The 18,629-nt window shown below is 69.4% G+C and carries 24 protein-coding genes; 18 read left to right on the plus strand and 6 right to left on the minus strand.

Going from position 1 to position 18,629, the window contains the following annotated elements; all coding sequences use genetic code 11:
• Window positions 1-83 precede the first annotated feature (83 nt).
• Window positions 84-2,225, minus strand: a complete 2,142-nt coding sequence (locus tag ACWDSL_RS42840; protein ID WP_450493802.1) for a PIG-L family deacetylase — start codon at window positions 2,223-2,225, stop codon at window positions 84-86.
• 244 nt (window positions 2,226-2,469) lie between these two features.
• Here ACWDSL_RS42840 and ACWDSL_RS42845 point away from each other — a divergent pair, with 244 nt between their 5' ends.
• The 4 genes from ACWDSL_RS42845 (at window position 2,470) to ACWDSL_RS42860 (ending at window position 6,495) form a co-directional block, all read left to right on the plus strand.
• Window positions 2,470-3,309: an alpha/beta hydrolase family protein gene (locus tag ACWDSL_RS42845; protein WP_450493804.1), complete on the plus strand. Its 840-nt coding sequence runs from the start codon at window positions 2,470-2,472 to the stop codon at window positions 3,307-3,309.
• Window positions 3,310-3,429: 120 nt separating this feature from the next.
• Window positions 3,430-5,796 carry a protein kinase domain-containing protein gene (locus ACWDSL_RS42850; protein ID WP_450493806.1) on the plus strand — a complete coding sequence of 789 codons (2,367 nt, stop codon included), beginning with the start codon at window positions 3,430-3,432 and terminating at the stop codon, window positions 5,794-5,796.
• A gap of 70 nt (window positions 5,797-5,866) precedes the next feature.
• Window positions 5,867-6,088 carry a type II toxin-antitoxin system VapB family antitoxin gene (locus ACWDSL_RS42855; RefSeq protein ID WP_450493808.1) on the plus strand — a complete coding sequence of 74 codons (222 nt, stop codon included), beginning with the start codon at window positions 5,867-5,869 and terminating at the stop codon, window positions 6,086-6,088.
• Complete coding sequence (locus ACWDSL_RS42860; protein WP_450493810.1) at window positions 6,085-6,495, plus strand: PIN domain-containing protein; 411 nt, start codon at window positions 6,085-6,087, stop codon at window positions 6,493-6,495. The genes ACWDSL_RS42855 and ACWDSL_RS42860 overlap by 4 nt, the downstream gene beginning before the upstream one ends.
• 4 nt (window positions 6,496-6,499) lie before the next feature.
• On the opposite strand, the gene ACWDSL_RS42865 is transcribed toward ACWDSL_RS42860, so the two are convergent.
• On the minus strand, window positions 6,500-7,393 hold the full coding sequence (locus ACWDSL_RS42865) for a helix-turn-helix domain-containing protein (RefSeq protein WP_450493812.1): 894 nt from the start codon (window positions 7,391-7,393) through the stop codon (window positions 6,500-6,502).
• A gap of 492 nt (window positions 7,394-7,885) precedes the next feature.
• Between ACWDSL_RS42865 and ACWDSL_RS42870 the strand changes: the two genes are divergently transcribed.
• Window positions 7,886-8,317, plus strand: a complete 432-nt coding sequence (locus ACWDSL_RS42870) for a hypothetical protein (protein WP_450493813.1) — start codon at window positions 7,886-7,888, stop codon at window positions 8,315-8,317.
• 52 nt (window positions 8,318-8,369) lie between these two features.
• Window positions 8,370-8,585: a hypothetical protein gene (locus tag ACWDSL_RS42875; protein WP_450493815.1), complete on the plus strand. Its 216-nt coding sequence runs from the start codon at window positions 8,370-8,372 to the stop codon at window positions 8,583-8,585.
• A gap of 16 nt (window positions 8,586-8,601) precedes the next feature.
• Here the strand turns inward: ACWDSL_RS42875 and ACWDSL_RS42880 are convergent, their stop codons facing one another.
• On the minus strand, window positions 8,602-9,048 hold the full coding sequence (locus ACWDSL_RS42880) for an ATP-binding protein (RefSeq protein ID WP_450493816.1): 447 nt from the start codon (window positions 9,046-9,048) through the stop codon (window positions 8,602-8,604).
• Between the two features lie 153 nt (window positions 9,049-9,201).
• Between ACWDSL_RS42880 and ACWDSL_RS42885 the strand changes: the two genes are divergently transcribed.
• Both ACWDSL_RS42885 and ACWDSL_RS42890 read left to right on the plus strand, forming a co-directional pair.
• Window positions 9,202-10,023, plus strand: a complete 822-nt coding sequence (locus ACWDSL_RS42885) for a helix-turn-helix domain-containing protein (RefSeq protein ID WP_450493818.1) — start codon at window positions 9,202-9,204, stop codon at window positions 10,021-10,023.
• A complete protein-coding gene (locus tag ACWDSL_RS42890; RefSeq protein ID WP_450493820.1) occupies window positions 10,020-10,268 on the plus strand; it encodes a DUF397 domain-containing protein in 249 nt (82 codons plus the stop codon). Before ACWDSL_RS42885 ends, ACWDSL_RS42890 begins: the two co-directional genes overlap by 4 nt.
• Here the strand turns inward: ACWDSL_RS42890 and ACWDSL_RS42895 are convergent.
• On the minus strand, window positions 10,246-10,914 hold the full coding sequence (locus tag ACWDSL_RS42895) for a nitroreductase (RefSeq protein WP_450493822.1): 669 nt from the start codon (window positions 10,912-10,914) through the stop codon (window positions 10,246-10,248). The genes ACWDSL_RS42890 and ACWDSL_RS42895 overlap by 23 nt on opposite strands.
• A 146-nt stretch (window positions 10,915-11,060) precedes the next feature.
• Between ACWDSL_RS42895 and ACWDSL_RS42900 the strand changes: the two genes are divergently transcribed.
• Window positions 11,061-11,720 (plus strand): FMN-dependent NADH-azoreductase, encoded by a 660-nt coding sequence (locus tag ACWDSL_RS42900; protein WP_450493824.1) that lies wholly within the window; start codon window positions 11,061-11,063, stop codon window positions 11,718-11,720.
• 48 nt (window positions 11,721-11,768) lie between these two features.
• On the opposite strand, the gene ACWDSL_RS42905 is transcribed toward ACWDSL_RS42900, so the two are convergent.
• Window positions 11,769-12,254 (minus strand): MarR family winged helix-turn-helix transcriptional regulator, encoded by a 486-nt coding sequence (locus ACWDSL_RS42905; RefSeq protein WP_450493826.1) that lies wholly within the window; start codon window positions 12,252-12,254, stop codon window positions 11,769-11,771.
• A gap of 157 nt (window positions 12,255-12,411) precedes the next feature.
• Here ACWDSL_RS42905 and ACWDSL_RS42910 point away from each other — a divergent pair, with 157 nt between their 5' ends.
• On the plus strand, window positions 12,412-12,996 hold the full coding sequence (locus tag ACWDSL_RS42910; RefSeq protein WP_450493827.1) for a Uma2 family endonuclease: 585 nt from the start codon (window positions 12,412-12,414) through the stop codon (window positions 12,994-12,996).
• Between the two features lie 3 nt (window positions 12,997-12,999).
• Here ACWDSL_RS42910 and ACWDSL_RS42915 read toward each other — a convergent pair whose 3' ends face one another.
• A complete protein-coding gene (locus tag ACWDSL_RS42915; RefSeq protein ID WP_450493829.1) occupies window positions 13,000-13,800 on the minus strand; it encodes a DUF3152 domain-containing protein in 801 nt (266 codons plus the stop codon).
• Window positions 13,801-14,401: 601 nt separating this feature from the next.
• On the opposite strand from ACWDSL_RS42915, the gene rpsJ reads away from it, so the two are divergent.
• The 8 genes from rpsJ to rpsC form a co-directional block, all read left to right on the plus strand.
• Window positions 14,402-14,710, plus strand: coding sequence for a 30S ribosomal protein S10 (rpsJ, locus tag ACWDSL_RS42920; RefSeq protein WP_003948644.1), 309 nt, complete (start codon window positions 14,402-14,404; stop codon window positions 14,708-14,710).
• A gap of 13 nt (window positions 14,711-14,723) precedes the next feature.
• Window positions 14,724-15,368 carry a 50S ribosomal protein L3 gene (gene rplC, locus ACWDSL_RS42925; protein WP_450493830.1) on the plus strand — a complete coding sequence of 215 codons (645 nt, stop codon included), beginning with the start codon at window positions 14,724-14,726 and terminating at the stop codon, window positions 15,366-15,368.
• An 8-nt stretch (window positions 15,369-15,376) separates the two neighbouring features.
• Window positions 15,377-16,030 (plus strand): 50S ribosomal protein L4, encoded by a 654-nt coding sequence (rplD, locus tag ACWDSL_RS42930; protein ID WP_450493832.1) that lies wholly within the window; start codon window positions 15,377-15,379, stop codon window positions 16,028-16,030.
• Window positions 16,030-16,356, plus strand: a complete 327-nt coding sequence (rplW, locus tag ACWDSL_RS42935; RefSeq protein ID WP_014178770.1) for a 50S ribosomal protein L23 — start codon at window positions 16,030-16,032, stop codon at window positions 16,354-16,356. The genes rplD and rplW overlap by 1 nt, the downstream gene beginning before the upstream one ends.
• 47 nt (window positions 16,357-16,403) lie before the next feature.
• Window positions 16,404-17,240, plus strand: a complete 837-nt coding sequence (gene rplB / locus ACWDSL_RS42940) for a 50S ribosomal protein L2 (RefSeq protein WP_450493834.1) — start codon at window positions 16,404-16,406, stop codon at window positions 17,238-17,240.
• Window positions 17,241-17,252: 12 nt separating this feature from the next.
• Complete coding sequence (rpsS, locus tag ACWDSL_RS42945; protein WP_014054167.1) at window positions 17,253-17,534, plus strand: 30S ribosomal protein S19; 282 nt, start codon at window positions 17,253-17,255, stop codon at window positions 17,532-17,534.
• 46 nt (window positions 17,535-17,580) lie between these two features.
• Window positions 17,581-17,928, plus strand: coding sequence for a 50S ribosomal protein L22 (gene rplV / locus ACWDSL_RS42950; RefSeq protein ID WP_039938067.1), 348 nt, complete (start codon window positions 17,581-17,583; stop codon window positions 17,926-17,928).
• A partial coding sequence (gene rpsC / locus ACWDSL_RS42955; protein WP_450493836.1) for a 30S ribosomal protein S3 occupies window positions 17,928-18,629 on the plus strand: 702 nt, incomplete at its 3' end. The genes rplV and rpsC, both read left to right, overlap by 1 nt.

The raw sequence follows: 18,629 nt of genomic DNA on the forward strand, positions 1-18,629 counted from the left end.
GAGGCTGTCGGGCACGCCCGCGACACGCCGTGATGTCGGCGTGTCGCTGTCCCATACTCACCGCAAAGTCACTGGCACTGCGGCTACGCCCGGGACGTGGCGCGGGGCCGCCAGATCCAGGGCGTGGCGCCGGGGGACATGCCCACCACGCGCACCTGCTCGCCCTCGCCCGCCAGCAGCGTCGGCGTACCCACCGGGACCAGCCGGCTCGGGGGGCGCAGCGGTTTGGCCGCGGGCTTCGTCCCGTACTGGACCTGGACCTCGCCGTTCAGATCCCGGCTCAGCAGCAGAAGCGGCCCCTGGCGGCCGCCGGACGCGGCCAGGGCGTGGGCGGTGACCGGGCCGTAGCCCTCGAAGTGGCGCAGCGGTACGGAGGTGTCGCCGCCGTGCAGATCGTGCAGATACGGCACCGCACCGGCGGGCGGGCGGTAGACCAGCGCGATCGACCCGTCCGGGGAGGGCGCCGCGCCCGGCTGCTCGCCCGGCCGCGGCAGGCCCGCGAGCGGCCGGAGCACGACCGGGCCGCCGGGCTGGTCCTGGGCCCAGTGGTGCACGGTGTCACGGCCCGCCGCGACGACATGGACCCGCGCCTGCCGGTCAAGCAGTACGGTCAGCCCGTCCTGGATCTCGACGTCCTGGATCTCGCTGCCGCCGTCCAGCCACTGCCAGGGCCCCCACGCCCCGTTCGCGTCCCGTATCCGGGTGGCCAGGCCCTTGTCGGCGGTGCGTACGAAGAGATGGACCCGGCCGTCCGGGGTGGCCACGGCCGCCGGGCAGCCGACGCGGCGGCCGTGCTCGGGGTCGGAGTCGGGGGTGCCGAGGCCGGTCCAGGCCCGGAACGGCCCGCCCGGGGTGCGCTGCTCCAGCGCCACCAGCTCGCGGGTGTTGGCGCCCCCCTGGCCGTCCAGCGCGGAGAAGCGCAAGCTCACCAGCACATGGCGGCCGCGGGCGTCCCGTACCGCGCACAGCGCCGGGGCCAGCGGCCCGCCGCCCAGGCCCTGCGGCGCGCCGAAGCGCCCGCTGCCGGGCGCGGTCTCGCGCCACCGCACTGCCTGTGCGCCCAGCGCGCCGTAGGCGACGAGGCGGCCGTCGGGGTCGGTCAGCGGCGTGGGCAGGGCGCTGGGGTAGCGGTAGTGGGTGGAGCGGATCCAACCCTTGCGGTTGGTCAGCGGCCGGGTGCCGCCCTGCCCGTAGTCGCCGCAGCCCGCCGCGTTGCCGCAGTCCCACTGCGGGCTGCCGCCGTACGCCGCCACGGCGCGGGCCTTCTGCTCGACCACGGCGGGCGGCAGATTGTGCGGCCAGCGCTGGTTGTAGTAGCCGCGGAACGACGTGACCGTGAAGCGCGGCGCCCGCTTCTCGCGCCCCGCCACATCGTCCGCCCACTGCGCGATGGCCTTCCACGCGAACAGCGCGACCGGGGTGTGGTCCCGGTGGTCGGAACAGCCCGGCTGGTCGTTGTCGCGGGGGTGGGTGGCGTCGTGGACCTGGAAGTCGGGGTCGGGGTCCAGGGTGTGGATCACGGTGGGCCGGTAGCGGTCCATGATCCCGGCGAGCACGTCGACGAGGGTCTGGTGGCGGTAGGTGCTGGGGGTGCGGACCGGGGAGTCGGCGGCGATGAGCGTACGCATGAGGATGCCCGGAAGATTCCACAGCTGGGGGATGCGTACGTTCCCCGCGGACAGCATGGCGATGTTGAGGAAGATCAGCCGCACGCTGCGCCCGCCGTTCCCCAGCACGTTCGTCTCCGCCGTGACCCCGCCGGGCAGCTCGAGCACCGAGCGCCGCCAGCGGGTGAACTTGTCGAGCCCCAGCAGCTGCGCGTACGCCTGGCGCAGCCCCTGGTGGCGGGCCGCGGAGTAGGCGGCCTTGTCCGCGCCCGGCCGGGGCGTACCGGCCTCCCGGTTGATCCCCGCCGCCTCGCCCGCCGTGACGTACACGCAGACCACGGGCACCCCGGCGGTCAGCATGTGCTCGGCGTCCGGGTTCATGAAGTACAGGTCGTCGTCGGGGTGGGCGAGGATCTGCAGCAGCAGGGCGTTCTCGGTGTTCGCGAACGACTCGGCGGGGCGCGGCGACAGCGGCCGGGCCGGGACGGCCGAGGTGGGCGAGGCGCCCGAGGAGCCGCTGCAGCCCGCGGTGGTGGCGGCGGTGGCCGCGGTGAGAGCGGCCAGCGCGGCGAGTGCCTGCCTGCGCGTGGCGGCAGGCGCGGCGGATCGACTGTTCAACCTGGTGACCCCGTCCCCTTGCGCAGCACGTAAGTCTCCGGCTGCTTCTCCGTGCTATGGGACGGTTGGTGATCTTGGAAGGTTGTCCGTCTTGGGCATGGTGTCGGTCACGAATCGGGCAAGAGTTGGTTTGCGGGTGCCCGGTCCGGGCAAACATGTGGGTTTCTCGATCTCGCACATGGAGCTCGAGAGCAGCGAACGTGGCGAAAGTGGATGCGAAAGTGGATGCGAAAGTGGAGACAAGATGACGGACGACTTCCTCGTGTCCGACCCGTCGAGCACGCTGCTGCCGGCGGCGAGCACCCCGGCCCTGCGGTTCACCAGCGGTGGCGAGACCTTGCAGGGGATCCTGCACATACCCGCCGGGCCCGGGCCGCACCCGACCGTCGTCGTGCTGCACGGCTTCCCCGGCAACGAGCGCAACTTCGACCTGGCCCAGGCCCTGCGCCGGGCGGGCTACGCGGCCCTGGTGTTCCACTACCGGGGCTCATGGGGCATGGGCGGCACCTGGTCCTGGAACCATGTGCTCGAGGACGCCGCCCAGGTGACCGCCGCGATCCGTACGGACTCGGTCGCGCGGGCCCACCGGCTCGACCCGGGGCGGCTGGCCCTCGTCGGCCACAGCCTCGGCGGTTTCACGGCCCTGATGACAGCCGCGAGCGACCCCACGATCGGCGCGGTCGCGTCCGTCTCCTGCTTCGACTTCGGCACGGTCGCCCCCACGCTCACCGACCCGGCGGTGCGCCGTACGTGGAGGGAGAACTTCGACGGCGAGCTGCTGCCGCTGCGGGGCACCAGCGGCGAAGCGCTCGTCGCCGAGATGGAGGCGGCCGGGGACGCGTGGAGCCTGGCCCGCCTCGCCCCGCGCCTGGCCGACCGCCCGGTGCTGCTCGTCGGCACCAGCCGGGACCCCGTGACGCCCTATGAGGTCCACCACGAGCCGCTGGTGAAGGCCTACGAGGCACACCCGGTGCCCCACCTGGAACAGCACGTCTTCCCGAGCGACCACGCCCTGTCCGACCACCGCGTCGCGCTGGCCCGTACGGTCGTCGACTTCCTCGACCGGCGGCTGGCGGCGGTGTAGCGGCCCGTCCCGCGCGATCTCCACGGCCATGCCTGGTCAGGCCCGAGACGGCACCCGCCCGAAGGCTGCGCCCTTGGCGCCTGGCCGCTACGCTTCGCTCATTCCGCTTGGGGGGCACGAATGGTGGCGCGGGTTCTGGTCGGGCGTTACGAGTTGGTGCGATTCGTCGGCCGCGGCGGTATGGGCGAGGTGTGGGAGGGCCGCGACCGGGTGATCGGGCGGCGGGTGGCGGTCAAGCTGCTTCCGCACGACAGAGGCGACACCGCCGCTGCCGACTTGTTCCGCCGCGAGGCCAACACCGCCGGAGCGCTCAACCATCCCGCCGTGGTCACCGTGCACGACTTCGGCGAGGACGAGGCGGAGGGGTCGCTGTTCCTGGTCATGGAGTTGCTCGAGGGGCGGAACCTGGCCTCGGTGCTCCGCGAGGACGGCCCCCCACCGGTGCCCACCGTGGTCGACTGGATCGCGCAGGTGGCGGCCGGGCTGGCCCGGGCTCATGAGGCGGACGTCATCCACCGGGATCTGAAGCCGGCGAACCTGCATCTGGCGGCGGACGGGCGGGTGAAGATTCTCGACTTCGGCATCGCGCGGTTCATGGAGGCGCTGCCGTCGAGCAAGGTGATGGGGACGTTCCCGTACATGCCGCCGGAGCGGTTCGACGGGCACTCCGGCGAAGCGCGCTCGGATCTGTACTCCCTCGGCTGTGTCCTCCACGAACTGCTCACCGGGAAGCTTCCGTTCGACGCCACCAGCGCGGCGTCGATGATGAGCGCCCATCTGAACAAGGCACCGGTGCCCCCGGGCCGGATCCGGTCCGGGGTGCCGGCGGCCCTGGACGACCTCGTCATGGAACTGCTCGCCAAGGCGCCCGAGGACCGGCCGGCCTCCGCGGCCCGGGTCCACGACCGCCTCCGCGCCCTCTCGTTCGCGGCGGCCTCCGGCCCGAGCCTGCACGACATGGCCACGCACACCGCCGAGGCCGGGGATGCCAGGGGCGCCAGGGACAGCAGGGATGCCGGGGACAGCAGGGGCGCCAGGGATAGCAGGGGCCCCAGTGACACCCCACCCGCCGGCCCCGCGTCGCCCGCGACGGCGGACGCACCCACCGCGACGGCCGGGCCACCGCCGACGCGCGTGGCCCAGCCAATCCCACGCCGCCCAGCGTTCGTCACCCGGCGCAGGGCCTTGTGGCTCGGTGGCGCCGCCATCGTGGCCGGTGCGGGCATCCCGGCCGGCTTCGCCCTTCTCGACAACGGGACGTCTTCCGACGACGGGAAGTCTCCCAACCGCGGGACGTCGGCAGCCGGGGCATGGTTCGCCGCCGGTGGCCAGAAGCTCTCACCCCCGGTGGTGGACGGCGGGGTGGTGTACATCAAGGGGCAGGACGACCAGGACGCCACGGTGTACGCGCTGGACGGGGCCACCGGGAAGAAGAAGTGGTCCCGCCCCCTCAAGGACGGGGGCTACGGCCAAGCCGGCGCCAAGGAGGGTGAATCCCTGAACGTCCCGCCTCCGGCGGTGATCGGCGGAGCGGTGTACGTCAACGGCACGGACGACAAACTCTGCGTCCTGGACGCGGCCACCGGAAAGAAGAAGTGGGATTTCGCCCCCGGTGACAGCGTCTCCTGGTTGGCGACGGTCGGCGGGGCGGCGCAGGTGTACGTCTCGGCCGATGACGCCATTCACTCCTTGGACGCGGCCACCGGGACCGAGAAGTGGGCCACGCGACGCGGAATCGGCGGCGTCAAGGAGTATCTGGCACCGGACGACGGGGCGGTGCACGTCTACCTCGACGACAAGGGCGACATGCGGGCGCTCGACGCGGCCACGGGTGCGAAGAAGTGGGAGTTCACCGGCCGCTGGGCCGATCGGCTATGGGCGGCCGGCGGGCTGGTGTACACCCGTACGGTCGTCGAGCCCATCACCATGTACGCGCTGGACGTGGCCACGGGCGCGCGGAAATGGGAGTTCGTCAGTCCTACTAACCAATTTGCGGGCGGCGTCTCCAGTGCGCACATGGGCACGGAGGTGGTCGGCGGCGTGGCATATGTCGTCGGGTCCTCCGCCAAGGATTTTGATGTCCGGCAGGTGCATGCGCTGGATGCTGCCACCGGGAAGAAGAAGTGGTCCGTGCTCCCGGAAGACGCAGACGACCTGGGCTTCGGCACGCTGACGGCAGTCGGTGGGACGTTGTACGTACGCGGACGTGATCAGCTGTATGCCCTGGACGCGGCCATGGGGGAGACGAAGTGGTCGATCACCAGCCCTGACCGTCAGGTGTTGGTGGGTGCCGACAAGGTGGTGTACGTCAGCAAGACCGCCGACAACCCTCGCGTCCAGGCGCTCCACGCGGCCACCGGTACGAAGAAGTGGACCTCTGACATCAGCGGCGGTTCTCTGCGGATCGGCGACAAGGTGCTGTACGTGACCAGCAAGAACAAAGAAGCCGTTTATGCCCTGGACGCGGCCACCGGAGCACGGGTCTGAGCCATCGGGCGATGAGCATGTTGGTCAAGTACACTGCTATGTACATAACCAACATCGTGGAAGGTGCGGCATGTCTGTGACGCAAATTGACATCGATGATGACGCTCTGCAGCGAGCCATGGAGCTTTCCAAGGTGAGGACGAAGAAGGAAGCCGTCAATCTCGCACTCCACTTCTACGCCGAGCAGCAGGAGCGTGCGGCCCGCATCACCCGGCACTTCGAGCGTGCGCGTGAGTGGGGCGCGATCGAGGACGCAGAGGCGCTGCATCGGGTGGAGAAGCGCAGTCGATGATGTATCTCCTCGATACGTCGGGACTCGTCCGGCTGCTCCGCGAGCCGAAACTGCAGTCGGCCTGGTACGACGCGATCGATGCCGGGGCCATTGCGTCCTGTTACCCGCAGCGCGCAGAGTTCTTGTACAGCGCCCGGAACATGCGTGAGTACAACGAAATCACGGAGATGTTCACCGACCTTTACCCAGAGGTGTCGGTGCCGAAGAGCGCGGGCCGGTGGATTGGCGCGGTACAGCACCGCATGGCCCAGGCTGGGGAGCACCGCAGCGCCTCGCCGGTGGACCTGATGATCGCCGCTACGGCGGCCCACCATGGGTTGGTTGTCCTGCATGACGATGCCGACTATCGCGTTGTCGCACGGCATGCATCAGATTTCGACGAGCACTGCATCCTCGAAACCGCCTGACGTGTCATGCCGCATCCTCGGCCTCGCGGCAGCCGCGACAGCGGCCGGGGCGTGGGGCGCGGAAGGCGCGGTCGCAGCCGTCGCAGTTCTGGAGGGGGACGATCGGGGCTGGGTGCGATCTGGGCTTGGCCGCGGGGAGAGGTGGCGGGAGCAGCGCGGTGAGGCGGTGGGCGAGCAGGGCGGCTGGGTGGCGCAGGTCCGACGGGAGGTCCGTGGCCAGGGTGCGGCGTACGGAGTCGGGGGCGGCGCCGCGCTCCAGCCAGGTCGCGACGGCGGGCGCGAGGCGCCGTACGTCGCGCTCGGGCAGCAGTAACCGGGCGTCGTCGCGGCGCAGCTCGGTGAGGAGCGCGGCGGCGGAGCGGTGGCGCTCAGGGACGGGCGCGTTGGGCTGGGGGAGCGGTGGCGTGGGGGCGGCGTCGCTGCTCGGCGGCGGTGGCGGGATGGCTACCGGGGGCCGTACGACGCGCTCGGGCGCGAGCGGGGCGGGCCGCTCGGCGACCGGCGCGGCTACGGGCTCGGCCGCACGGCGGGTGCCGGTGGCTCTGGGGACGTTGTACGAGAGCGTCCGGGTGACGATCCGTCCCTCGGGCGTACGCTCCCGGATCCGCTTGATGTACCCGCACTCCTCCAACTCCCGCAGCGCGGCGGCGATCCGGTCCCGCCCTTCCGCGAACTTCCCGGCCAGCGTGCGGATGTCCACGGCGGCCCCGTCGGGCAGCGACTGGATGTGCGCGCCGAGCCCGATCGCGGTCAGCGAGAGGTTGTGGTTCTGGGTGAGGTGATCGCCGATGATCGTGTATCGCTTGGGCTGGTAATCACTGATCTGAGTGACGCCGCCTGCGGATCGGCGAACCACGGAACGGGCGCGCGGGCGCGCGCTAAGCTGCTGCTCAGCCATTGGGGAAGCGCCTACTTCCTCGGTGGTCAGGCCCTCGATCGGGATTGCGAGTCCCGGCCGGGGGCCGTCGCATGTCTGGGGTTGTCGAGCCCGAGCCTGCCCCGCCGAACCGCTTGAGCGCCAGCCCGGTCGGGCGGAATCACCCGCGTGGGTGACGGGGGTGAGGTTTGGTTGGGTTGGGTGGGTTCTTTCCAGGGGTTCTTTGTCTTTGATCGCCCGCGGCCGAGGCGTACGGGCCACCGAGGACCGTCTTTCCGGGCTTCGGTGCCGCCGCTGGGGCGTGGCCCGGGGATGGACGATCAGGAAGGAGGGGCACTGGGGGCGGCTGTACTGCCCGTGCGAGGGGCGCTGCCTGACCATTCCCGTGCCGGGCACGCCGCAGAACGCCGACCGTGCGGCCCGCAGGATAGCGGCGCGCGCCGCGCTGTGTCCGCTTCCTGAGGGAGACCCGCGCCGTACCCCATAAGGGCCTGTTGTCGCCTGCGCCGGGCCTTGCCTGCCCTGCGGATCATCCGGCTGGACCCGGAGCTGGTGGGTGTGGGGGACATCGCCGAGCGGACCGGACGCAGCAGGCAGAACGTGCTCCAGTGGGTCGGCGGCGAGCGACGCGGCGACCAGCCGTTTCCCGAGCCCGAAGGCTCGGTGGGACGGTCGCAGGTATGGCGCTGGGCCGAGGGCAATCAGTGGCTCAACCTGATCGGCGTCGGGGAGGGGGCGAGTGCGCCCCTCCGTGAGGAGGCGTTGCTGATCGACTTGATGCTGCCGCAGTGGCAGCGGGAGTTGGATCAGGGTCTGCCGCTGGTGAAGCTTTTCTGTGTCCAGGACGAATGGCGGGCTGAGCGCACGGCAGTGATGCGCGCGCTGGAGGACGCGCTGCGGCAGCCGGCGACCATGCGGACGGTATGCACGGCTGCCACGGAGTGAGCGGGACCGGCTGGCGGTGGTGTGTGCGGTCGTCCAGGACAGGTTGAGCGCGGTGCTCGACCAGATCGCCCCGGACGACGCGTCGGCACTGCTCGCGGTGCGTGGCGAGGACGACACGCTTCACCTGCTGGGCGTCGCCTCCCGAGCTCTCCCCGGTACGGTCCCGGTTTCGGAGCTGGGGCTCAGCAATATGGCCACCGTGGGCGATCTGCTGCTGGTGCTGTCCAGCCGCTCCGTCGTCCTCACGACGCCACTCGCGCTGGCCTGAGCTGCCGCAGGGCGGACTAGGTCAGGGGCGGGAGGGCGAGTTCGGCCCAGACCGTCTTGCAGATCAGCTCGGGTACGACGCCCCAGCGGTCCGCCAACTCCTCTACGAGCAGCAGTCCGTGGCCGTTCTCGCCGGGGTCGTTCGTACCCCCCTTTGGGCGGCGGACGGTCGGCAGCCGTTCCGGGCACGGGTCCCGTACCTCGATGCGGAGGGTGTCGCCGGTGACGGTGAGCGTGAGACGGAAGTTCCGGCCCGGTACGCGGCTGTGCAACGCGGCGTTCGCCCCCAGCTCGGCGATGACCAGCGCGGCCGTCTCGAACGGCAGCCCCCAGGAGCGCAGTTGCTCGGTCGCGAGCAGCCGGGCGAGGCGGGCGCCTTTGCGGGTGGCGGACAGGAGTACGGCGAAGCGGAGGGCGGCCGGGGCGGAAACGGAAGTGTCTGTTCGAGTGAAATGTTCGCTCATGTCACTCAGCGTGGCCGTGTGCATCTAGGCTGAAAAGTAGCGACGCCGATACGGACGGTGACCGTCCGGTGGTGGTCCGGCCTTGTCCGGTCCGTACGCCGTGACGCGTCCCGGGTGGGTGCGTTGAGCACAGCCGGACCACGGAGGTGGGGCATGGATCAGGAGTGGGATGACGACAGCGCTGCGGTGATGAGGGCGGTCGGCCGCCAGATCAAACTGTGGCGTGAGGCAGCGGGGCTGAAGCAGGTGGAGTTGGGGACGGCGATCGGTTACGGGGAGGAGTTGGTTTCGGCTGTCGAGCGGGCGCGGCGGATTCCTCGGCCGGAGTTCCTGGACGGCGCGGATGAGGTGCTGGGGGCGGGCGGCAAGATCGCGGCGATGAAGAAGGACGTCGCGGAGGCGCGCTATCCGAAGAAAGTGCGGGATCTGGCGAAGCTGGAGGCGGAGGCGGTCGAGCTGTGCGCGTACAACAACTCCGTCATTCAGGGGCTCTTGCAGACTGAGGAGTACGCGCGGGCGTCGTTCATGACGCGACGGCCGCCGTTCACTGCGGATGAGCTGGAGAGGCGAGTGGCCGCGCGTATGGCCCGCCAGGAGATCGTGGATGACTCCACGGCGCGACCGGTCTTCAGCTTTGTGCAGTGTGAGTCGACGCTGCGTCGCCCCATCGGGGGCAGAATGGTGATGCGAAGGCAACTCGAACGCCTGTTGGAGGTCGGCCAGTTGCGGAACGTGGACATCCAGGTCCTGCCGCTGAGCCGCGAGGACAACACCGGTCTCGACGGTTCTTTCCGCCTGCTCAGGCTCAAGGACGGCACCACGGTAGGGCACAACGAGATTCAGCTCGTCAGTCGCGTAATCGCAAATCCCAAAGAGGCTCAGATCCTTGACATCCGTTATGGGAGCATCCGGGCGCAGGCTCTCACGCCACGAGAGTCGCTGGCCTTCATCGACAAAATGCGGGGAGAGACATGACACTCAAGCCCTTTGAGTGGATAAAGAGCAGCTACAGCACCCCTGACGGCCCTGACTGCGTCGAGGTCGCCTGGGCCAAGAGTAGCTACAGCACGGACGACGGCCCGTCGTGCGTCGAGGTCGCCGCCACCCCCGACACCATCCACGTCCGCGACTCCAAGACCGCCCCCCAGGGCCCCCAACTCGCGTTCACCCCGGACGCCTGGACCCGCTTCGTGGCATTCAGCGGCCATCCACAAACGTGACCGTCTCATCGAGCGGCGCCCGGTCCGTGCGGGCGTCATCCGCCGTGGCGTCCTCGTACCCGATCGACATGCCGCAGAAGAGGATGAGCTCGTCGGGGGGTGACACGACCTCCGCGACGCTCCGGTGGAACTTCGCCCATGCCATCTGAGGGCAACTGTGCAGCCCTTCGGCGCGGAGCAGCAGCATCACGGTCTGCAGATACATGCCGACGTCGGCCCATTGGGGTGAGCCCATGCCGCGGTCGATGTAGCAGAACAGCGCGGCGGGTGCGCCGAAGCAGGCCCAGTTCGCGGAAGCGGCCCGCTGACGTGCCGCCAGGTCCTCGCGCGGAATGCCGAGCGCGCCGTAGCGCTGCTCGCCGAAGGCGGATCGGCGCTCGCAGTACGGGGGCTTCAGTGCGGGCGGGTACTGCTCGTACTCCGGCTCGTCCCAGGGGTCGCCTGCGGCCAGGCGCTCGCAGGCGCGCTTCTTGACCTCGGCCAGCGGCCCGCCGGTCAGCACGTAGATGTGCCACGGCTGAATGTTCGACCCGGACGGCGACCAGGCCGCGGCGGAGAGCACGCGCTCCAGCGTCTCCCCCGGCACGGGCCGGTCCGTGAATCCGCGCACCGCTCGTCGGCTCGTGACTGCCTCATAGACGTCCATTCGTCTGCCTCCCAGCTGCTCGACGTGTCCGTCTCCGTTACACTCGCAATCGTATCATTCGATACCGTCGCGGCCGTAACTAATATCGAGCGCGAATCCTCAGCCCCGGGTTCCCTGCCTCGGGCACCACTCTTTGGAGAAAGTCCATGGTCACGCTGTTGCACATCGACTCGTCCGTGCTCCCCGGCGAGGCGTCCTCGTCCCGTTCGATCGCGAACGTCTTCCGTAAGGCGTGGGAGGAGCAGCACCCGCAGGGCACGGTGATCTACCGCGACCTCGCCGCCGACCCTGTGCCGCACATCACCGCCGACGGCTGGTCCGCTGGTTTCACCGCCCCGTCCGAGCGCACTCCGGAGCAGTCCGCCGCGTTCGCCGCGCGCGAGAAGCTCATCGAGGAACTGGAGCAGGCGGACGCAGTCCTGATCGGCGCCCCCATGCACAACTACTCGATCCCGTCGACCCTCAAGGCGTGGCTGGACAACGTGTTCCTGATGGGCCGCACCGCGGGCGAGGCCCCCTCCGCCCAGGGCACCCCGGTCACCGTCGTCGCCAGCCGCGGCGGCTCCTACGCGCCGGGCACCCCGCGCGAGGGCTTCGAGTTCGTGCTGAACTACCTGGGGACCGTACTCAAGGGCGCCCTCGGCCTGGACGTCGACTTCATCGTCGCTGAGCTCACCATGGCCCCCCGCAACCCGGCCATGTCGGAACTGGTCCCCCTCTACGAGGCCTCCCGCGAGCGCGCCTTCGAGGAAGCGGCCGGCATGGCCAAGGAACTCGCGGAGCGCTTCGCCGCGAAAGCCGCGTGAGACGAGGCGCGCCCGTGCGGCCGGCGGGTAACCGGTGCACGGGCGCGCTTACGCCTCGGCGGCTGGGGGATGGGCGAACCGGGTCAGCAGATCCGTCAGCCGCTCGGGCTCGCCAGGACCCAGTCCGGCAACCAGCCGCTCGGCCAGCGGCTCCGCCGCCGTATGAGCCGCTTCGAAAAGTTCGAGTCCCTGAGGCGTGATCTCCACCGCCCGTACCCGCCGGTCCCCCGGAACAGAGTTCCGTACGACCAGCCCCTTGCGCTCCAGGTCGTCCACGGCCCGCATGATGCCCGCCTTGTCCGACCCGGTTGCCGCCGCCAGGTCGCGCTGCACCGTGGCCCCGCGGTTGACCAGCTCGATCAGCACGGCGAAATGCCGCAACTCGATGCCGAGCGGCCGAAGCGCCTCCGTCATCACCGAGGCCGCGCGCCAGTGCGCCCGGCGGAGCAGCAGACCGAGAGCGAAAGGCGATTCGTCCCCGGGGCGGTCGGTCGCACGCGAGGCGGTGGTTCGGCGGGGAGCGTCGGCGGTCATGAGTCCACGCTACAGCTGTCCGCTCATTCGATACGGTTTCGCCTGAAACTAAATGGGTCAACCTCGTGCACTGCGGTTCCTCCGTATGTGCGGCTTCGTCGTATCTGGGGGCGCTACCTTGGGAACACGGTCGAAGATCTCGTCCATGGGAGGAATCATGACCGCCGAACCGCTGCACACCTGGCCCGTGCCGCCGCCGGACGGCTACACCGTGGACGATCTCTTCAATCTGCCCGACCTCCCGCCGCACACTGAGTTGATCGACGGGAGCTTGGTCTTCGTGAGCCCGCAGCGGGATTTCCATACCTTGGCAACGGATCTTCTGACGTATGGGCTGCGTGCGACGGCGCCGGACGAGTTCCTGGTGCGCAGGGAGATGACAGTCGTGCTGGGGCCCCGTAACGCCCCAGAGCCGGACATCGTGGTGCTGCACGCGGAAGCATGGCGGGGCCGAAAGCAGACGCGGTACGAAGCAGCCGACGTCGTGCTCGCCGTGGAGGTCGTCTCGCCGGACTCCGAGGACCGGGACCGCGACACCAAGCCCCGCAAATACGCTGCCGCCGGCATTCCGCATTTCTGGCTGGTCGAGATGGCGGGTGAGCGGGAACACCCCGTGGTGCACACCTACGAGCTGGACCCAGTGACCAAGTCCTACGCGATCACCGGCATCCATCACGAGCGGCTGAAGCTGACCGTTCCCTTCACCATCGACATCGACCTGACCCAGATCGATCACATGTAGTCGTCACGGGACCGCCGGGCCCTCGATGTAGCGGCCCTTCGCGCTGTACGGCCACTCGTTCGCGACGCAGCCCTTCAGCCCGTATATCTGCTGCATCATCACCGGCGCCCGCCTGCCCTTCCCCGGGCAGGTCTCGTGGCCGTGGCCGATGCGGTGGCCGACCTCGTGGTTGACGATCAGCGCCCGGTAGCCGCTGATGGGGCCGGAGAACTCCGGGGAGCCGGTGTTCCAGCGTTTGAGGTTGACCATGATCTGGGTGCCGGCGTCGCAGTTGACCTCGCCATGGGTGTCCAGGCCCACGGCGCCGCAGATCTCGTCGACCGTGTCCGGGGTGGCGATCTTCACCTCGAAGTCGGAGGGGCCGTCGGCGACCAGCTGGAAGGAGTGCGTGCCGTCCCTGGTCCAGCCGCGCCTGTCGGCGAGGATCGCCGAGATCTCGGCCGCGGCCCGCTTCGCGTCGATGCCGGTGCCGTTCTCCACCATGACCTTGAACCGGCGCAGATCGCTTCCCTTGCCGATCACCGCGCCGGAGGACTTCGCGGTGACGAACTCGCCGGTCGCGGTGGCGGGGGAGCCCGGGCGAGGGGGTCTGGAGGTGGCCGAGATGGCGTCGGGCGGCAGGGCTGTCGGGTCCGCGGCACGGGGCGCGCCCTTGCCGTCACCGCCGTCATCGCGTAAGGCGAACACGACCCCGGCGATCAGGGCCACACCGGCCGCCAGCGCCACCGCCATATTTCGGGGGCGGGTGCTCCGGGCGCGCCGCGGGCCGCGGGTCTGCTTGGGGGCCTGCGCGGTGGAGGTCATGGGGGCGCTTCCAGGGGGTGTCAGCGGGGCGGGTGGATCGGCCTCGTGTGCATGCCGCGTGAGCATGCCGGTGCCCCGGAGTGCGAATGCGTCGTGTGTTCCCCTGGAGAGAGACGCGCGGAGATCGGCACCGGTTGGGTCTTGGGTCCTGTTGTGCCCGGAGTCACATTCGGTGACATCCCGAACCCGTGCCCCGGCCTCGGGCGCGCGCCGAGTTTGAAGAGCCCCCCGTCAGGGGTACGCTTCACCGCTTCCCAATTGGCATCTGGTACGCCCCGTGTGGCAGACTATCCGGGTTGCTCGGTTGAGTGCCGATGCTGCGCGCCTCCCGCCGGGAGGACCGGAAGCGAGTCCCACAGTACTCGTCGCCCCTTATCAGGGGCGGACGTACGGGAATCTTCCGGGAAGTGTCAGCGGGGCCCCGGCCAGGCACCCGGTGGGTGTTCTTCCCCCACAACCCTCTTCCATAAGGGATCTCGCATGCCGCGATTTGCCGGAGGGGGCGCGACACGCCCGACCGCGTGGGTCGGAGGTGAGGCGGGGAAGGACGGAAACCGACCGGGTTCCGGAGCGTTACGAGAGACAGGACTACGAAGCAGCCATGGCGGGACAGAAGATCCGCATCCGGCTCAAGGCCTACGACCACGAGGTCATCGACTCCTCGGCGAAGAAGATCGTCGAGACGGTGACCCGCACTGGTGCGTCGGTCGCGGGCCCGGTGCCGCTGCCCACAGAGAAGAACGTGTACTGCGTCATCAAGTCGCCGCACAAGTACAAGGACTCGCGCGAGCACTTCGAGATGCGTACCCACAAGCGCCTCATCGACATCCTCGACCCCACGCCGAAGACCGTCGACTCGCTCATGCGTCTCGACCTGCCGGCCGGCGTCGACATCGAGATCAAGCTCTGAGGTGACGCGCGAGATGGCTAAGCAGATCAAGGGCGTCCTGGGCGAGAAGCTCGGCATGACGCAGGTGTGGGACGAGAACAACCGCATCGTCCCCGTCACCGTCGTCAAGGCCGGCCCCTGTGTCGTGACCCAGGTCCGTACCGCTGATTCGGACGGCTACGACGCCGTCCAGATCGCCTTCGGCGAGATCGACCCGCGCAAGGTGAACAAGCCCCTCAAGGGCCACTTCGCCAAGGCCGATGTGACCCCGCGCCGCCACCTGGTGGAGCTGCGCACCGCCGACGCCTCCGAGTACACGCTCGGCCAGGAGGTCAAGGCCGAGGTGTTCGACTCCGGTGTGAAGGTCGATGTGACCGGCACCAGCAAGGGCAAGGGCACCGCCGGTGTCATGAAGCGCCACGGCTTCAAGGGCCTGGGCGCCGGACACGGCACCCAGCGCAAGCACCGCTCGCCGGGCTCCATCGGTGGCTGCGCCACCCCGGGCCGCGTGTTCAAGGGCCTGCGCATGGCCGGCCGTATGGGCAACGAGCGGGTCACCACCCAGAACCTGACCGTCCACGCCGTTGACGCGGAGAAGGGTCTGCTCCTGATCAAGGGAGCGGTTCCTGGTCCGAACGGCGGCCTCGTCCTGGTCCGTACCGCGGCCAAGGGGGCCTGAGGTAACCGATGAGCACCATTGACATCCTTTCGCCGGTAGGCGACAAGGCCGGGACCGTCGAGCTCCCCGCGGAGATCTTCGACGCGCAGGTCAGCATTCCGCTGATCCACCAGGTCGTCGTCGCCCAGCTGGCCGCTGCCCGTCAGGGCACGCACAAGACCAAGACCCGCGGCGAGGTCCGTGGCGGTGGCAAGAAGCCGTACCGCCAGAAGGGCACCGGCCGCGCCCGTCAGGGCTCGACCCGCGCGCCGCAGTTCGCCGGCGGTGGCGTCGTGCACGGCCCCGTGCCGCGCGACTACAGCCAGCGCACCCCGAAGAAGATGAAGGCCGCCGCGCTGCGCGGTGCCCTCTCGGACCGGGCGCGCCACAGCCGTATCCACGTCGTGACCGGCGTGATCGAGGGCGAGGTCTCCACCAAGGCCGCCAAGACCCTGTTCGGCAAGATCAGCGAGCGCAAGAACCTGCTCCTGGTCGTCGAGCGGAGCGATGAGGCCGCGTGGCTGTCCGCCCGTAACCTGCCCCAGGTGCACATCCTGGAGCCGGGCCAGCTGAACACGTACGACGTGCTCGTCTCCGATGACGTGGTCTTCACCAAGGCCGCCTTCGAGTCCTTCGTGGCTGGTCCCAAGGCCGCTGAGAAGACCGAAGGGAGCGCCGCCTGATGAGTGAGGCGACCGCTGTCACCAGCAAGACCTTCACGGACCCCCGCGACGTTCTCGTCAAGCCGGTCGTGTCCGAGAAGAGCTACGCGCTGCTCGACGAGAACAAGTACACGTTCATCGTCGCGCCCGGCGCCAACAAGACCCAGATCAAGCAGGCCGTCGAGGCGGTCTTCTCGGTCAAGGTCACCGGGGTCAACACGATCAACCGGCAGGGTAAGCGCAAGCGCACCAAGACCGGTTTCGGCAAGCGCAAGGACACCAAGCGCGCCATCGTGACCCTCGCCGAGGGCGACCGAATCGACATCTTCGGCGGCCCGGTCTCCTAGCGGAGATCGGAGCGTCCAGAAGTCCGGAATCTTCCGAGGACTGAGAAATGGGTATCCGCAAGTACAAGCCGACGACCCCGGGCCGTCGTGGCTCCAGCGTCGCCGACTTCGTCGAGATCACGCGGTCCACGCCGGAGAAGTCGCTGGTCCGCCCGCTGCACAGCAAGGGTGGTCGTAACAACGCCGGCCGCATCACGGTCCGCCACCAGGGTGGCGGTCACAAGCGTGCGTTCCGCGTGATCGACTTCCGCCGTCATGACAAGGACGGCGTCCCGGCGAAGGTCGCACACATCGAGTACGACCCCAACCGCACCGCGCGTATCGCGCTGCTGCACTACGCCGACGGCGAGAAGCGCTACATCATCGCGCCGCGCGGTCTGACGCAGGGCGACCGGGTCGAGAACGGCCCCGGGGCCGACATCAAGCCGGGCAACAACCTGGCGCTGCGCAACATCCCGGTCGGTACCACGATCCACGCCATCGAGCTGCGGCCCGGCGGCGGCGCGAAGTTCGCCCGCTCCGCGGGTGCCTCCGTGCAGCTGCTGGCCAAGGAGGGCTCCTTCGCGCATCTGCGCATGCCCTCCGGTGAGGTCCGCCTGGTCGACATCCGCTGCCGCGCCACTGTCGGCGAGGTCGGCAACGCCGAGCAGTCGAACATCAACTGGGGCAAGGCCGGCCGTATGCGCTGGAAGGGCGTCCGCCCGACCGTGCGTGGTGTCGTGATGAACCCGGTCGACCACCCGCACGGTGGTGGTGAGGGCAAGACCTCCGGTGGCCGCCACCCGGTTTCCCCGTGGGGTCAGAAGGAGGGTCGTACTCGCTCGCCGAAGAAGGCCAGCAACAAGTACATCGTCCGCCGCCGCAAGACGAACAAGAAGCGCTAGGAGCGGGTTTAGATGCCGCGCAGTCTCAAGAAGGGGCCCTTCGTCGACGACCACCTGAGCAAGAAGGTGGATGTCCAGAACGAAGCCGGCACCAAGAACGTCATCAAGACCTGGTCCCGCCGCTCGATGATCGTCCCGGCCATGCTCGGCCACACGATCGCGGTGCACGACGGCCGCAAGCACGTCCCGGTGTTCGTCACCGAGTCGATGGTCGGCCACAAGCTCGGCGAGTTCGCGCCGACCCGCACCTTCCGCGGCCATGAGAAGGACGACCGCAAGTCGCGTCGTCGCTGATCAGCGGAGCAAGCGAATGACTCAGACAGACACCGAAGGGACAACCATGGAAGCCAGGGCCCAGGCGCGGTACATCCGCGTCACGCCCATGAAGGCCCGCCGCGTGGTGGACCTCATCCGTGGCATGGGCGCCACGGAGGCTCAGGCGGTCCTGCGATTCGCTCCGCAGGCCGCGAGCGTGCCGGTCGGCAAGGTGCTGGACAGCGCCATTGCCAACGCCGCGCACAACTACGACCACACCGACGCCGACAGCCTCGTCATTTCCGAGGCGTACGTCGACGAGGGCCCGACCCTGAAGCGGTTCCGTCCGCGCGCCCAGGGCCGCGCCTACCGGATCCGCAAGCGGACCAGCCACATCACCGTGGTCGTCAGCAGCAAGGAAGGAACCCGGTAATGGGCCAGAAGGTTAACCCGCATGGGTTCCGGCTCGGTATCACCACGGACTTCAAGTCCCGCTGGTACGCCGACAAGCTGTACAAGGACTACGTCAAGGAAGACGTCGCCATCCGCCGGATGATGACGAAGGGCATGGAGCGCGCCGGTATCTCCAAGGTGGAGATCGAGCGCACCCGTGACCGCGTCCGCGTCGACATCCACACCGCCCGGCCGGGCATCGTCATCGGCCGCCGCGGCGCGGAGGCCGACCGTATCCGCGGCGAGCTGGAGAAGCTGACCGGCAAGCAGGTGCAGCTGAACATCCTCGAGGTCAAGAACCCCGAGGTGGACGCTCAGCTGGTGGCCCAGGCCGTCGCCGAGCAGCTGTCCTCCCGCGTCTCCTTCCGTCGTGCGATGCGCAAGTCGATGCAGAGCACGATGAAGGCCGGCGCCAAGGGCATCAAGATCCAGTGCGGTGGCCGTCTCGGCGGCGCCGAGATGTCCCGCTCGGAGTTCTACCGCGAGGGCCGTGTGCCCCTGCACACGCTCCGCGCGAATGTCGACTACGGCTTCTTCGAGGCCCGTACGACGTTCGGCCGCATCGGCGTGAAGGTCTGGATCTACAAGGGCGACGTCAAGAACATCGCCGAGGTCCGCGCCGAGAACGCCGCCGCCCGCGCCGGCAACCGCCCGTCGCGCGGTGGTGGCGGCAGCGACCGC

It is taken from the genome of Streptomyces sp. NPDC000941 (assembly GCF_053599555.1).